The organism is Kutzneria viridogrisea DSM 43870 (genome assembly GCF_000525635.1).
Taxonomy (GTDB): Bacteria; Actinomycetota; Actinomycetes; order Mycobacteriales; family Pseudonocardiaceae; genus Kutzneria; species Kutzneria viridogrisea.
Genome location: NZ_CP007155.1, coordinates 4720042 through 4734463 on the forward strand (window position 1 = coordinate 4720042; position 14422 = coordinate 4734463).

Genomic DNA, 14422 nt, shown 5'->3' on the forward strand with positions numbered 1-14422 from the left:
GATGCGGGCGCACGCGTGCTCAGGTGGCTTCAAGGCGTTGTCCCCGCGGCCTCGGGGCGATCAGCTCTCCTTCTCGTTCTGGACCTGGATCTTGCGCTGTTCTGTGGCCGCCTCGTCGAGCGGCGCTGTGACGGTCAGGATTCCCCTGTTGTAGGTCGCCGTGATCTCGCTGTCCTTGGCGTTGGCGGGCAGCGTGATGGTCCGCGAGAAGGAGCCGTAGCGGAACTCGGATCGGCCCGACTCGGTGGTTTCCTCGGCGCGCTCGGCCGAGATGGTCAGCAGTCGACCGTCAACCGTGATCGTGGCGTCCTCGTCCGGGTCGATGCCTGGCAACTCCGCCCGCACCACGTACTTGCCGTCCTCAATGCGGTCCTCGATCCGGATGCCCTGGATGCCTGGTGTGGGCTGGAGCCAGAGCAGCGGTGGAAAGGACTCGGCCCAGTCGATCAGGTTGGGCAACAACCCGTGCTGGGGCCTGTGAACTGGCACCGCCATCGCTACCTCCTCGGTTTGGTGGTCTGGTACAACTTCATGGGACCGCCCCGGCCAGCCTGGTTGCAGAGGCGAAAGCCCTCCCGAAACCGGGGCTGGTGTGAGGCCGGAAGCCCCTGTCGAGTGGACCGGACTTGAGATCCGGTTCCTGGCACTGCTTACCCATGGTCCTGGATGGTGAAGGACCCGAGCATGCCGCGTCGGGCGTGGTCGGCCACGGCGCACAGGTAGGTGTATCGCCCGGGTGTGCCGGCGGTGAAGGTGATCGTGGCGGTGTGCAGGCCCGCCGAGGTCGATTCGCCGAGTGCGAACAGCCCGGCGCCGGGAAATGCCGGGCCGGCGGCCATCATCGGCATCCACGATGTGGGATGAGCCATTGTGACGACCACTCCGTGGGCCATGTCGTCGTCGGCGTTGATCACTTGGATGCTCACGCGCGCTCCGGTGGGGACGGTCACGCTCGGGTTGGTCATTCCGGCGATCTGGAAGCTGTACATGCTCGACTGGCTGGCCACTGCTGCGAACGACACCGCCGAACCGCTCAAGGTGACCTGGCGGGCCGTGCGGTCCACGCTCGCCCCCGCGGGGATCTGTTGGGCCAGCTCGGTGGCCTGCGCCGCGCTCACCCGTGGACCGGGCGCATCGGCAAGCGCAGCACCCATCGCCGTGCCGGGGTCACGGCGGCCGTCGCCCATCATCCTGCCGTGCCCCCACAGGCCGGTGGTGCCCGGCATCGGGATGCTCGATCCACCACCGATCGTCAGCGCGACCCCAACGAGCAGCACCGTGGCGGTCAGGAGAACAACGAGAATCTTGACGCTCATCAGGAGATCACCTCGCAGTGGACGCGGACGTGTCTGAGTGGGGGCAGGGGCCCGGGCCGGTAACGGCGTAGCCGGTTGGCGTTGCCGACCACCGACAGCGCCATCGCCGCGGTGGCGATCATCGGCGATGAGTCGTAGGTCGAGCAGTGAGTGGAGCGCTCCGGCGGCCACCGGGACGCCCGCCGTGTGGACGTCGGTGATGGTGCTGGTCTTGTCCAGCACGATCGGGTCGAACCGGTGCGCGGTTTCCAGGGCCTGGGTGGAGCGGATCAGGATGCCCGCGCGGGCGCCAGCCAGTAGCCGGCGGCGAACTCGTGCTCACCTCGCTCTCACGTCCGCTACCACTCGGCGATTGGGATGGTGCTGTCCCGACCTGGTATGCCCTCCACCCTCGCACGCATACCCGCCTCGGGTAGGGGCCTCGGCCACCGTGCAGTGGGGCAGGAGGGCCCTGTCCGCAGCGGCGCAGCCAGCCGACGGACCCCGGGTGGCACACCGTCAACATCACCCGCACGGAACGGGTAGGCCGGGTGCTGCCGGGCGCGGCCGTGGCGTGCACGGTGCCGACTACACCAAGCTGTTCGGCGTCGAACCAGCCAAACGCCGTCCCGGCTACGCCAACTTCGCCGTCACCGAGCCACCGTTGAAGCTGGTACTGCTGGCGGGCGAGCCAGGCCAGGAGACGGTGATGGACCACCTCGGGGTGGAGGTCGAGTCCAGCGAGCAGGTCACCGAGGCCAGCGAGCGGCTGTCCGCGCTCGGGCTGTTCACCGACGTGGGGAACGACACCACCTGCTGCTACGCCGTGCAGGACAAGGTCTGGGTACACGGCCCCGGCAAGGAGCCCTGGGAGGTCTACGTCGTCAAGGCCGACTCGCAGGCGAACAGAGCGCGCCGCCACACAGCGTCCGCTGCTGGAGAGTGGCCAGTGTCATCGGCTGAGCATGAGGGACAGCCCGTAGGCCACGATAGCCACGCAGGCGGTGAAGCACACGATGGCGGTTGTCAGGCTGAGAACGCCTGACGCGCCGACGCGCTTGGCCTCGCTGCGCTGCGCCAAGCCACGGATCCCCAGCGCGAACAGACTCACGACCGTGATGCTGAAGCTGAATTCCACCAGGACCATTCCACCGAGCAGGCCCGGGTAGTCACCCATCGCCGCGCTCGGGCTCCGTCAGGCCCGACTTGCTGGCGGCCTGCTCGCGTACGCTCCACAGTGTGCCAGTTGGTACGAAGTCCATCCGGCGGGCGACGGAGACAGCGTGGTCGGCGTAGCGCTCGTAGAACCGCCCCAACAGCGCGACATCTACCGCAACCTGGACACCGTGGTTCCAGGCCTTGCTGTTGATCGCCGTGAACAGGCTGCTGTGCAAGGCATCGATCTGGTCGTCGGCCTCCGCCAACGACTGTGACAAGGACGGGTCGCTGTCGCGGATGGCCTGCTCGGCGCCAGCGGCCATCTGTACCGCAACGCGGCCCATGGTGGCGAACGCCGACCGAAAATCGTCCGGTAGCACTGGCTCCGGATGCCTCAGGCGGGCGACCTGCGCCACATGCCGGGCCAGGTCTCCCATTCGCTCCAGGCTTTCCGCGACCCGCAGCCCGGCGAACACGACACGCAGGTCGGTGGCCACTGGCGACTGGAGCGCAAGAAGTGATTGGGCGTGATCTTCGGCGGCCGTACGGGCTTTGTCAATCGCGAGGTCACCACCGATGACCCGCTCAGCAAGGGCGAGGTCTGCCGCCAGCAGGGCGCGGGTCGCCTGTTCCATCGCCTCGCTGACCGTGTGGCACATGAGGGCCAACTGCTGGCCGAACTGGTCCAACTCGGCGTGGAAGATTTCGCGCATCCGGACAGCTTATGACCCTGCGTGTCTGGGCTCCAGGGGCCGATACGGCGTACCGCCGTGGGCTCGACCAGGTACACGCCTTTGGCGTAAGCCCGAGCGGCTCTACCCGGCTGGGTGCCTCCACCCGCGTGGGCGTTCGGCTCGTTTTCGGTCCGGTCCAGCACAACGGCTGGGGCACCACGGTGGGGCAGGGATCGCTCGTGCGACGCGGCGAGACAGAGACGCCCGCCTGCCCAGAGTTCAGCGAGTAGTCGTGAACGCGCGGGTCGACGGGCAGCCTTGCGCCCTGCCACCAGGCCCATGTGCTCGGTGCTGAACCGACGCCACTCTGGTTGCCGTCCCGCCACTCGGCGCGGCGGGGTATCCGAACCGCAACCATCTCGGTGACCGGTGGCGCCGTCGCGGCGAACGCATCGCTTCGCGGAGGCTGGATCGCGGCAAGGGGATCCTCTTGACTCGTTCGGTGCAAGTGCCTGTTGGGCAAGGGCCGGACCGCAGCTTTGGCATCCACGAACGCAGTTCGTGACGGGCAGTTGTCCGTGGCGCATGTACGTCAAGAGACCGTTGTGGACACCAAGTGGGACGGTACAGGCATGCCGACAGGTGGACGTCACATCGGCCACCTAGCCAGCCACATGGCATACGCGCAAAGAAACCTGTGGCGGCCACATGCTGAGTATCGATCACGTACTCAGTTCCCTCTGGGGTCTTTGGCCCCTGCTTCTCGTGGGTGGGGGGTGCGATTGTGTGCCGGAGGAGGTGTGCCATGGCGCGGAACGGAACCACCCGGACACATGACACCGCGCGCAGTCAAGCGTGCACCGACGGGCGGTCGATCGCCGCGCTGCTTGCGCAGGACGGGATTGGGCGGCGGTCGTTCCTTCGCTGGTGCGGTTACATCGCGGGGATGCTCGCTCTGCCCGTTGAGCCTTTCGGTGCGCGGATAGCCGACGCACTCACCACTACGCCGCGGCTGCCCGTTCTGTGGCTGAACGGGCAGGACTGCAATGGCAACATCGAGGGCTTCCTGCGAGCGGCTGACGGCGGAAATGCGAAGCTCCCCATAGCCGGTCTGGTTGTCTCCCCGCTGGCGGACAGCGGAGCTCCCCACTGATGGACTCGTGATCCTTTTGGTGTCTGACCGTCCGGTTTGTTCCAGTAACCGGTTGTGAAGACGAAGGAGGAGATCATGGAGATTCTGGAAGCCTACGACCTCACCGGGAGTTACCGCGCGGCCGCCGACCTGGCCGGCTGCGACCATCACACCGTCAAGCGCTACGTCGAGTTGCGCGGCAAGGGCACCGACCCGACCAAGCGGCAAGACAGACCCAAGATGATCGACGAGTTCCTGCCCAAGATCGAGGAGCTCATCGAACGCTCGGGCGGCCGGGATCGGCGCCGACCGAGTCCACGAGAAGATCACCGCGATGGGGTTCACCGGCACCGACCGCACCACCAGACGCGCGGTGGCCGCGGCGAAAGCCTCCTATCGCGCCGGCCACCGGCGAGTCTTCCGTCCCTGGATTCCAGAGCCAGGACTCTGGTTGCAATGGGATTGGGGCGACGGCCCGACCATCGCCGGACGCAAGACCTGGCTGTGGTGCGCGTGGCTGGCCTGGTCGCGGTTTCGAGTGGTGACGCCGGTTCTGGACAAGACACTACCCACGATCGCCGGATGCTTGGACGCCACGTTACGACAGATCGGCGGGGCGCCGACCTACGCACTGACCGACAACGAGCGCACGGTCACCACCGACCACATCGCGCGGATTCCCGTGCGCAACCAACAGATCGTCGAGATCGCGCACCACTACGGACTGACCATCCGCACCTGTGTCCCCGCTGACCCTCAGACCAAAGGTGGTTCGGAGGCCACGGTGCGCATCGCCAAACGAGACCTGGTGCCCACCGACGTCAACCTGCGCCCGGCTTATGGCGAGTTCGTCGAGCTCGTCGCAGCCTGCCAGGAGTTCACCACACAGGTCAACGACAAGGTCCACCGCGCGACACGCCGCCGGCCCCTGGAGGCGTTGGCCGAGGAACGCCATCGGCTGCATCCGTTGCCCGCCAACCCGTTCACCGCCGCGTTGGGCACCACCCGCAAAGTCGCCGGCGACGCGACGATCTCGGTGGACTCGGTGCGCTACTCGGTCCCGCACGCGTTGGTCGAGCAGACGGTCTGGGTCCGCTTCCACGGCGACGAACTGGTCGTCACCGCCCTGGGCGCCGCCGGCGCGGTCGAGGTGACCCGCCATGCGCGGTCCACACCGGGCAACCCCGCGATCAAGGACGAGCACTATCCGCCCCGCCCGGACGCGCACAGCGATCGCACTCCCAAGGCCACCTCCGCCGAGGAGGCCGCGTTCCTCGCGCTCGGGCCCGGTGCTGGGGCGTGGTTGGTGGAGGCCGCCGCGGCGGGGGCACGGCGGATGCGACCGAAGATGGCCGAGGCCATCGCGCTGGCCAAACTGCACGGCGTCAACGAGGTCGACCGGGCGCTGGGCACCGCGGCCATCGCCGGCCGGTTCGCCGAGAACGACCTGATCTCCATCCTCGACCACCATCTCGGCCGCACCCTCACGGAACCGACCCGAGCGTCGGAGAACCACAGCCTGCAACCAGGAACCTCGGCCTGGTCCCGTTTCGGCATCGCTCCTGAAGGAGACATGAACTGATGGCCGCTCCACTTCGCACCATCACCGGTTCCAGCGGTGATCCGCTGGCTGAGGCCATCGAACTGACCAAACGGTTGAAGCTGCCCCACATCCGCCGGGCGTTGACCGACCTGATCCCCACCGCCAAGGCCCAACGCTGGGACCCCGCCGAGGTCGTCCGTGTCCTGCTGGCCGAGGAAGCCGCCGGCCGCGACGGGGCGAACCTGCGGACCCGCCGCAAACGTGCGGGGTTCCCCGCCGGCAAGACCTTCGGCGATTGGGACGAGACCGCGTCCTCGATCTCTCGCCAGGTCCAGGACTCGCTCAAGACCCTGGAATGGGTCACCCGCAAGGAAAATCTCTGTGTCTGCGGCCCCTCGGGCACCGGCAAGAGCCACTTCACCGAGGCGTTGGGCCAGGCCGCTGTCGAGGCCGGGATGACGGTGGCCTGGTTCGCCATCGAGGACCTTGGGGCACTGGTCCGCCGACACCGCGTCGATGACTCCCTGGCTCGGGCGATGACCCGGCTGATCCGTTCCGACCTGATTATCGTTGACGATATCGGCCTGTTGCCGGTGTCCACCGACGCCGCCGAAGGGTTCTTCCGTTTGGTGGATGCCGCCTACGAGCGTCGGGCGTTGGCGGTCAGCTCGAACCTCCATCCGTCGGGATTCGACGAGATCATGCCCAAGACACTGGCCACCGCGACCGTCGATCGTCTCCTGCATCACGCTCATGTCGTGGTCACCCAGGGTGATTCGTTCCGGCTGACCGAGGCCACCTCCGGCAAGGGGGTACGGCCCCTGCACTGACCCGCCCCACACGGAAGATCACGCCCATCAGTGGGGACTTCTCGTGTCCGCCAGCGGGGACGTCCGTTTTCCGCGACCGGGGAGCTCCCAATGACCGTTGACAAGCGGCCAACCCCACTCCGTCCGAACTCGTTCTGGACCGACTGTCGATCGACTACGTCGAACTGCTGATGGCACCGTCCGGCAAGGCCGCCGAGGCTCGGATGGCCGACACCATCGCCCGCTACTCCCGCCGGTACGTGCTCGTGGTCGAGGGATCGGTGCCCACCGCCGCCAACGGCGCCTTCTGCTGCGTCGGGGGCAAGGCGTTCACCCAGATCCTGCGGGAGGCCGCAGCCGACGCACTGGCGGTCGTCGGCGTTGGCAGCTGTGCGTTCGACGGAGGACTGCCCGCCGCCGAGGGAGGTGTGACAGGTGCCATCGGTGTCCGGGAGTTCCTCGCCGGCAGCGGGAAAACGATCATCACACTGCCGGGCTGCCCGATGAACGTGGACAACCTGACGGCCACCATCGTGCACTATCTCACCTTCGCCAAGTGGCCAGAGCTGGATGACCTCGGGCGGCCGGAGTTCGCCTACGGCGGCTGCCTGCACCGCTCGTGTGAGCGACGGCAGCACTACCAGGCTGGGCGGTTCGTGTTGAGCTGGGGCGATGCTGGCCACCAGCAGGGCTGGTGCCTGCTGAAGATGGGCTGCCAGGGACCGGGAACTCCGGCCAACTGCGCGACGGTGCGGTTCAACAGCGGAACGAGTTGGCCGGTCGCCGCGGGCGCACCCTGTCTGGGCTGCACCCGGCCAAGGTTCTGGGACAACCTCAGCAACGCCTTTCCCACCACCGCCTCCCCCCTTGCCCTGCACGTGGTCAGCGGCGACACAGGAGGTGCGCGATGAACCGCACGGCCATCGACCCCATCACCCGCATCGAAGGACACATGCGCCTGGAGGTCGAGCACACCGACAACATGGTCCACGACGCCTGGAGCACCGGCACCATGTTCCGCGGCATCGAGCTGATCCTGCCCGGCCGCGATCCCCGGGAGGCATGGGTGATCGCGCAACGCGCCTGTGGAGTCTGCACGCACGTGCACGCCATCGCCTCGGTACGCGCCATGGAGGACGCGTTGGGTATCACCATCCCACCCAACGCCCGGATCGTGCGCAACCTGTTGAGTGGCAGCCAGTTCGTGCACGACCACGTCATCCACTTCTACCACCTGCACGCCCTGGACTGGGTCGACGTCACCTCCGCCCTGTCAGCCGACCCCGCCGCCACCGCACAGCTGTGTGCACGGACGAACATCGGCTGGCCCAACAACAGCGCCGCCTACTTCGGCGAGGTACGCACACGAATCCAGAAGTTCCTCGACTCGGGGCAACCCGGCCTGTTCGGAGGTGGCTACTGGGGGCACCCCGCCTACACGCTCCCACCGGAGTCCAACCTGCTCCTGCTCGCCCACTACCTGGAGGCACTGGAGTGGCAGCGCGAGTTCATCCGGGTGCACGCGATCCTCGGCGGCAAGAATCCGCACCCACAGACCTACGCGGTGGGTGGCATGGCCCTGACCCTGGCCCCGGACGCCCCGAGCGGGATCAACACCGCGGCGCTCATCCAGCTGGAACGGTTGCTCACCACGGGGAAGGATTTTGTCGACAAGGTCCTCGTCCCCGACGTGGGACTGCTTGCCGCGCATTACAAGACCACGTGGGCCGTACTGGGCGTGGGGCCGGGAAACCTGTTGTCATACGGGGATTTTCCCGAGGACGACACGGGGCCAGGCTCGTTCTTCCTGCCCCGTGGCCGGATCACCGGGCGCAGGCTGGACACCGTTCTGCCGGTCGACCAAACCGCGATCGCCGAGACAGTCGCCCGCTCCTGGTACACCTACACCGAGGGCGATGCGACACTCAAGCACCCCAGTGCAGGTGAAACCCGTCCGAACTACACGGGGCCGCAACCGCCGTACGAGTCCATCACCAGCGTCAAGTACAGTTGGCTCAAAGCCCCGCGTTACCAGGGCGAGGTGTACGAGGTCGGACCGTTGGCTCGCCTCGCTGTCGCCTACGCGGCCAGCGGCGGTGCGGTCCGCGAAGCGGTCGACAGGTTCCTCACCGGAGCGGGACTTCGCCCCACCGACCTGTTCAGCACGCTTGGCCGGGTCGCGGCGCGTGCGATCGAGACTCAGCTTCTCGCGGCGCGCCTGCTGATCTGGCTGCGTTCCCTGCGAGAGAACATGGCCCAGGGAGACCTGCGGGTAGCCAACAACGGGAAGTGGGATCCGGCCACCTGGCCGCCCACCGCGGACGGGTGGGGTGCGACCGAGGCGCCCCGCGGGGCGCTCGGCCACTGGGTCCGCCTGTCCGACCGCACGATCGCCGCCTACCAACTCGTCGTCCCCACCACCTGGAACGGTTCCCCTCGAGATGCTGAGGGTAAGCGCGGCGCCTGGGAGGAAGCGCTCATCGCAACCCCGCTCGCCGACCCCGAACGCCCCGTGGAGGTCCTGCGTACCCTGCACTCCTTCGACCCGTGCATGGCCTGCGCGGTACACGTACACGATCCGTCCAACGGTGCCTCGGTCACCGTCCGCGTCGGATGACCAGCACGCACACCGGCGGCGCGCGGCATCCCCTGCTGGTGCTCGGGATCGGGAACATCCTGCTCAGCGACGACGGGATCGGGGTGCGCGTCGTCCAGGCGCTCGACGGCGCTACCGGCCTGCCACCGGAGACCGAGGTCGTTGACGGTGGAACACAAGGACTGGAACTGCTCCCACTGGTCGCCACGGCGCGAGCACTTGTGGTCGTCGACGCCGTGGACGTCGGCGCACCGCCCGGCAGCCTGCACACCTACGCGGATGACCTGCTGCGCGCCACCACGGGCACCCACGTGACGGTGCACCAGGTCGGGCTCGCCGACATGATCGGTGCCGCCCGCCTGACCGGCGTTCTGCCCGCTCATGCGGTCCTGATCGGGATACAGGTTGCCACGACCAGCCTCGGCCTCACACTCAGCCCGTCCGTCGCACGGACAGTGCCCGCGGCCATGGCCGCTGTCCAGGCGTGGTGCACTGATTTCCACCACAAGTCCCTGGTCAACAGGCACAGCTGAACCTCCCTGGTTCCGGACTGCGGATCGGCGTGCTGGGGCCGCTGGTCGTCGAGTACGACGGCCAGGTGCTGTCGCTGGGCGACACCCGAGAGGCGCGGCTGCTGGGTCTGCTCGCGCTGTCGGCCAACCGCCCGCTGTCGCTAGCCAGCGTGGCCGACGCGCTGTGGACCGGCCGCCCGCCCGCGTCGCATGGCGAGCTGGTGAACCGCTACGTGCGGCGGCTGCGCCTGCTGTGCGGCCCGGAGCTGCGACTGTCCGCCGTGGGCCGCGGCGTCTACCAACTGGACCTCGCCCCCGAGCAACTGGATCTCCTGCAGTTCGGCCGACTCACCGCGCAGGCGCGGGCTGACTATGAGGCCGGCGACCTGGAAGCCGCGTACGACACCTACCAGCAGGCCCTGGACTGCTGGCGTGGTCCGGTGCTCGCCGGCCACGAACAGACGGGGCCGGTCGTGGACGTGCTGTCACGGCAGCGGCTGTCCGCGACGCTGGCCCTGGCCGATGTCGGCCGGCTGCTCGGCCGGCACGAGCAGACCATCGTTCGGCTGGAAGCCGTGCGGGAGGACGAGCCGCTGCATGAGGGCCTGCACGCGCGGCTGATGACGGCGCTGGCCGGCGCGCTGAAGCTGTACGAGAACCTGTCGACCCGGCTGTCCGCGGAGCTGGGCATCGAGCCCGGCCCCGAGCTCCGGGCCGCGCAGCTGACCGTGCTGCGGCAGGAGGTGTCGCCCCGTGATGCCCCGGCCGGCCACAACTTCCTACCCCGCGACGTGCACGACTTCGTGGGCCGGGACATGGAGACCGACCAGCTCGTGGAGAGGCTGCTGACCACGAGCGGCAACGGTGTGCACGCGCTCAGCGGCATGGCCGGCATCGGCAAGACCACACTGGCCGTCCGCCTCGGCCACCGCCTGGGGGAGTGGTTTCCCGACGGCCAGCTGTTCGTCGACCTGCGCACGCACAGCAAGCACGCGCCGCTGACCGCGCAGGCCGCCCTGCTCCGGCAGCTCGGGGTCAACGGCCACCGGATCCCCGACCGGCTGGACGAGAGCGCGGCGCTGTGGCGGTCGCTGCTGGTCGGGCGGAGCATCCTGGTCGTGCTGGACGACGTCGCCGACGCCGCCCAGGTCCGCCCGCTGCTGCCGGGCGGCGGCGCCGACTGCCGGCTCCTTATCACCAGCCGCAGCCATCTGACCAGCCTGGACGCGGTCGGCATGACGCCGCTGGGCGTGCTGTCCGGGCCGGAGGCAGTCGACCTGTTCGCCCGTGTGGCGGGGAAGCGTCGCCTCGCCGGGCACGCCCACGAAGTGCACGAGATCGCCGCGCTGTGCGGATTCCTGCCGCTGGCTCTCAGGATTGCCGCCAGTCGGTTCCGTGACCGTCCACTCTGGACGGTTGAGCACCTGCTGTCGTTGCTGCGGGACGACCACCGTCGGCTGCCCGCACTCAGCGCCGGCGACCGCAGCGTCGGCAACGCGCTGACCCTGTCCTACCGCCGGCTCAGCCCCGAGCACAAACGGCTGTACCGATTGCTTGGCGACTTCCCCGGCGTGGACATCGCCCCGGCTGCGATCGCCGACGCCGGCATCGAGCGGACGACCCGGCTTCTGGAGGACCTCGTCGACGTGAACCTGCTCGGCCAGCCGGCGCTGGGCCGGTACAGGTTCCACGACCTGGTCCGTGACCACGCCCGGGAGACCGCCCGATCCAAGCCCGCGCGGCGCTCGACCACATCTGCGAGGGGGATGAAGACCAAGCGAGCATCGATCGGACCGGAAGTGAGCTGGTAATCCCCGATGGGGATAACGCGCACTTTATGGATCGGTGTTCGCACCGGTGGTGATCGCCGCGTCCAACTCCGCGTGCTCTTGGGGATGCTCGTCCCACCAGCGCTGGAAGTGCGGGTTCGCCGCCACGCCGGCCCGGTAGGCCAGTGCGGCACAGTGGAAGAACCGGTCGGTCGGGTCCAGTGTGTCGTTGGCGCGCATGGCGAACAGCACCTCGGCCCGCAGCGGGTCGCCGCGCAGCGGGAAGGCCGAGACACCGCCACTGGACCGGAAACTGGGCGCCGCCATGCACACGCAGCCCGCCTCGACCATGGCACGCGCGGTGACCGCGTCGGAGGTGTAGTGGCGGACCTTCGGAGTGAACCCGGCTGACTCGCACGCGTCCAGGAACCGGATCCGCGCGGCGTTCTCGTGCGGCGGCGGCAGCACCCACTCGCAGCCAGCCAGGTCGGCCAGGTCGATCATTCCGTCGCGGACCGCCGGGTGGCCGTCGGCCACTCCGACGAAGACTGGCTCGGTGACCATCGTGCGCACCGACAATCCGAGCAGGTGATGCGGTTGGATACCGTCGAATCGCTCCAGCACCGCTAAAGGTTGTCCCGTAACGCCGTCTCGGCAAGATCGATGATCGTGATGTGGAGCAGGTGATCAGTGCGGACCGGCCGGAGTGGGTGCCGGTGTTCACGGGCGTGTCGGTGCGGGTGTTTCGCAAGCTCGTGCGGATCGTGGCCCGTCGGGGTGGTGAGCAGACCGGCACCGGCCGGCGGTGGGGCTTGTCGCTGGCGGATCGGGTGTTGCTGGTGGCGGTGTACTACCGGACGAATCTAACGTTTCGGCAGGTCGCGCTGTTGTTTGGGATCTCGAAGTCGGCCGCGAACCGCGTGGTGGATCACCTGGCGCCGCTGCTGGCGCTCGCGCCGGTGACCCGCGAGCACGGCCCGGACACCGTGCTGATCGTGGACGGCACGCTGGTGCCCACCCACGACCGCGGCATGTCCGCCTCGTCGAAGAACTACCGCTATTCGGTGACCATGCAGGTCGTCATCGACGCCAATACCCGCCTGGTGGTCGCGGTCGGCGAACCCACGCCGGGCAACCGCAACGACTGCCGCGCCTACACCGACTCCGGCGTCGATGAGCAGTGCCGGGGCGCGAACGTGCTGGCGGACGGCGGCTACCAGGGCAACCCAGGGGTGATCATGCCCTACCGCAGGCCCCGCAAGGGACAACCACCGCTGCCGCAATGGAAAGAAGACCTCAACACCGTCCACAAGAGCGTCCGCGCACGGGTAGAGCACGCCCTGGCACACATGAAGTCCTGGAACATCCTGCGCAACTGCCGCCGCACACGCGACGGTGTCTGGCACGCCACCCGAGGCATCGCGCAGATGCGCAATCTGTCCATGACGGCCTGAGCGGCCCCCGACAGCAGACAAGGCCGCTGTCACCCATGCCCGCCAACACTCTTGATCAATACGGGACAACCTTTAGATCAATTCGTTTGGTGGCCAACAACTTCAGCAACACCGAACCAGAGGGTTCGACACAGGTGCGCACGTCGAGTTCGGGTGCGGCCAGGTGCAGATGCCGGAGGAACCTGCCGAGCATGGTGAGCGGGATGCTGCCCACCCGCAGCAGTGTCCGCTGGTCAGCCCCGCTGCGCTGGCGCGCGTTGACCACCAGCGCACGCAGGTCGGCCAGCACCGCGTCGGCCCGGTTGAGCACGAAGCTGCCCAGCGCGGTCGGCTGAGCGCCATCCGGGCCGCGCTTGAACAGTTCGCCGCCCAGGACCCGCTCGATCCGCTTGAGCTGCGCGGTCAGTCCGGGCTGGCTGATCCCGAGTTGGGTGGCGGCCCGGTTGACGCTGCCCGCCTCGGCGACCGCGCGTACCACCCGCAGGTGGCGAAATTCGAGTTCGGCCATGAGATGGTGTCATACCCCCAAGTGCGAACACCGGTACCAGCAGCGACGGTGCACCGGCGGAAAGCGCATTCCAATCTCAGCCGCGCGTAGTCGGGCGGTCTTGTGGACCACCTGCTTGGCTCCGGCGTGGCGAACTCGGTCCCGCCCGGTCGGGGCGGTCGGCCTCGGATCGCTGCCGGTTGGTCGGCGAGTAGGTGACCGACCGTCCGGTCACTATGTCGGGAACCGGAACTTCCGGAACAATCTCAACTTCCCATAGGCTCCACTTATGGCTCTGGAGTTCCCGGTCGTACCAGGCAGGCCGAACTCGGCGGACTGACCTGCGTGCTGGTCGGCAACGGCACACCCCGCCACGGCCCGGTGACGCACACCGGTTGCGGCGCGCTGTGCCCCGGCTTCGACCGGGGCTGCTTCGTGCCGGTTGCACAGCCCAACATCGTCGCTCTGGTTCCCGCCTGCGTGTGTGCGGCCTTGACGAGCAAGCCATCGGCCGAGTGTTCCGCACGTTCAGGGTGACGGCGCCGGAGTCCCGGCGGTGAGTGTGCCGCGGCGATGCGCGTCCCACCCCATCAGTTGTGCTTGTGATGTACCGAAAATGTGCCTGAGATGTGCCAACGGCGCATAGCCTTCCTGAACCGGGTCGGCCGGCCTCGCGTCCTGACAGCCCCTCACCGTACATTTCAGGGAGGTTCTGATGCCTTATCCCCAAGGCCCAGCGAACCAGATCGAAGACATCAGGCAGCTGCGTGAACTCGTCCTCGGAGCACTGAGCGTATGGGTTGGCTTCGTGGCCCGGGTGCTCGGGCTCGCTCTGATCATCCACGGCGTGGCGACCGTCATCCGGACGCTCAACCGCCACAGGCTTCCCTGCGCCCCGACTGACTCCCTCGCGGACGGCAGCACCGACTGACGAGATGCCAAGATCGCGACAGGAAACGCACTACGCCGCGGCGGCCCACAACCGCCGGCCAC

Annotated in this window: 13 protein-coding genes and 2 pseudogenes; 10 read left to right on the plus strand and 5 right to left on the minus strand. The window is 68.1% G+C overall.

The genetic code is table 11. The annotated features are described in order from the left end of the window. Positions 1-60: 60 nt before the first annotated feature. The gene (locus KALB_RS20665; protein ID WP_025357620.1) at positions 61-495 is read right to left on the minus strand and encodes an Hsp20/alpha crystallin family protein; all 435 of its coding nucleotides are present in this window, start codon (positions 493-495) and stop codon (positions 61-63) included. Positions 496-650: 155 nt separating this feature from the next. Then, positions 651-1316 carry a cupredoxin domain-containing protein gene (locus tag KALB_RS20670; protein ID WP_025357621.1) on the minus strand — a complete coding sequence of 222 codons (666 nt, stop codon included), beginning with the start codon at positions 1314-1316 and terminating at the stop codon, positions 651-653. Between the two features lie 553 nt (positions 1317-1869). Here KALB_RS20670 and KALB_RS20675 point away from each other — a divergent pair. Next, positions 1870-2340 (plus strand): ArsI/CadI family heavy metal resistance metalloenzyme, encoded by a 471-nt coding sequence (locus KALB_RS20675; protein ID WP_025357622.1) that lies wholly within the window; start codon positions 1870-1872, stop codon positions 2338-2340. Between the two features lie 124 nt (positions 2341-2464). On the opposite strand, the gene phoU is transcribed toward KALB_RS20675, so the two are convergent. Then, positions 2465-3166, minus strand: a complete 702-nt coding sequence (gene phoU / locus KALB_RS20680) for a phosphate signaling complex protein PhoU (protein ID WP_025357623.1) — start codon at positions 3164-3166, stop codon at positions 2465-2467. Between the two features lie 766 nt (positions 3167-3932). On the opposite strand from phoU, the gene KALB_RS20685 reads away from it, so the two are divergent. From KALB_RS20685 to KALB_RS20715, 7 genes and pseudogenes are all read left to right on the plus strand, one after another. Continuing rightward, positions 3933-4280 (plus strand): hypothetical protein, encoded by a 348-nt coding sequence (locus KALB_RS20685; protein WP_025357624.1) that lies wholly within the window; start codon positions 3933-3935, stop codon positions 4278-4280. Between the two features lie 54 nt (positions 4281-4334). After that, positions 4335-5841: pseudogene (gene istA / locus KALB_RS20690) on the plus strand (IS21 family transposase). Then, on the plus strand, positions 5841-6632 hold the full coding sequence (istB, locus tag KALB_RS20695) for an IS21-like element helper ATPase IstB (RefSeq protein ID WP_025357625.1): 792 nt from the start codon (positions 5841-5843) through the stop codon (positions 6630-6632). Before istA ends, istB begins: the two are co-directional and overlap by 1 nt. A gap of 116 nt (positions 6633-6748) precedes the next feature. Beyond that, positions 6749-7522: pseudogene (locus tag KALB_RS20700) on the plus strand (hydrogenase small subunit); the annotation flags it as partial. Next, positions 7519-9228: a nickel-dependent hydrogenase large subunit gene (locus KALB_RS20705; RefSeq protein WP_030109038.1), complete on the plus strand. Its 1710-nt coding sequence runs from the start codon at positions 7519-7521 to the stop codon at positions 9226-9228. The pseudogene KALB_RS20700 and the gene KALB_RS20705, both read left to right, overlap by 4 nt. Further along, on the plus strand, positions 9225-9740 hold the full coding sequence (locus KALB_RS20710; RefSeq protein ID WP_042220601.1) for a hydrogenase maturation protease: 516 nt from the start codon (positions 9225-9227) through the stop codon (positions 9738-9740). Before KALB_RS20705 ends, KALB_RS20710 begins: the two co-directional genes overlap by 4 nt. Before the next feature lie 29 nt (positions 9741-9769). Next, the gene (locus tag KALB_RS20715) at positions 9770-11530 is read left to right on the plus strand and encodes an AfsR/SARP family transcriptional regulator (protein WP_025357627.1); all 1761 of its coding nucleotides are present in this window, start codon (positions 9770-9772) and stop codon (positions 11528-11530) included. Between the two features lie 24 nt (positions 11531-11554). On the opposite strand, the gene KALB_RS20720 is transcribed toward KALB_RS20715, so the two are convergent. Continuing rightward, positions 11555-12112 carry a LysR substrate-binding domain-containing protein gene (locus tag KALB_RS20720; protein WP_025357628.1) on the minus strand — a complete coding sequence of 186 codons (558 nt, stop codon included), beginning with the start codon at positions 12110-12112 and terminating at the stop codon, positions 11555-11557. Between the two features lie 50 nt (positions 12113-12162). Here KALB_RS20720 and KALB_RS20725 point away from each other — a divergent pair, with 50 nt between their 5' ends. Further along, complete coding sequence (locus KALB_RS20725) at positions 12163-12942, plus strand: transposase (RefSeq protein ID WP_081789428.1); 780 nt, start codon at positions 12163-12165, stop codon at positions 12940-12942. 55 nt (positions 12943-12997) lie between these two features. Here KALB_RS20725 and KALB_RS20730 read toward each other — a convergent pair whose 3' ends face one another. Continuing rightward, positions 12998-13450: a LysR family transcriptional regulator gene (locus tag KALB_RS20730; RefSeq protein WP_025357630.1), complete on the minus strand. Its 453-nt coding sequence runs from the start codon at positions 13448-13450 to the stop codon at positions 12998-13000. 694 nt (positions 13451-14144) lie between these two features. On the opposite strand from KALB_RS20730, the gene KALB_RS20735 reads away from it, so the two are divergent. Then, a complete protein-coding gene (locus KALB_RS20735; RefSeq protein ID WP_025357631.1) occupies positions 14145-14360 on the plus strand; it encodes a hypothetical protein in 216 nt (71 codons plus the stop codon). Positions 14361-14422: the final 62 nt, after the last annotated feature.

Coding starts and splice junctions, on each gene's coding strand:
- KALB_RS20730 (WP_025357630.1), bottom strand. CDS start 13,450: ATGGCCGAACTCGAATTTCGCCACCTGCGGGTGGTACGCGCGGTCGCC.
- istB (WP_025357625.1), top strand. CDS start 5,841: ATGGCCGCTCCACTTCGCACCATCACCGGTTCCAGCGGTGATCCGCTG.
- KALB_RS20705 (WP_030109038.1), top strand. CDS start 7,519: ATGAACCGCACGGCCATCGACCCCATCACCCGCATCGAAGGACACATG.
- KALB_RS20665 (WP_025357620.1), bottom strand. CDS start 495: ATGGCGGTGCCAGTTCACAGGCCCCAGCACGGGTTGTTGCCCAACCTG.
- KALB_RS20710 (WP_042220601.1), top strand. CDS start 9,225: ATGACCAGCACGCACACCGGCGGCGCGCGGCATCCCCTGCTGGTGCTC.
- phoU (WP_025357623.1), bottom strand. CDS start 3,166: ATGCGCGAAATCTTCCACGCCGAGTTGGACCAGTTCGGCCAGCAGTTG.
- KALB_RS20735 (WP_025357631.1), top strand. CDS start 14,145: ATGCCTTATCCCCAAGGCCCAGCGAACCAGATCGAAGACATCAGGCAG.
- KALB_RS20685 (WP_025357624.1), top strand. CDS start 3,933: ATGGCGCGGAACGGAACCACCCGGACACATGACACCGCGCGCAGTCAA.
- KALB_RS20670 (WP_025357621.1), bottom strand. CDS start 1,316: ATGAGCGTCAAGATTCTCGTTGTTCTCCTGACCGCCACGGTGCTGCTC.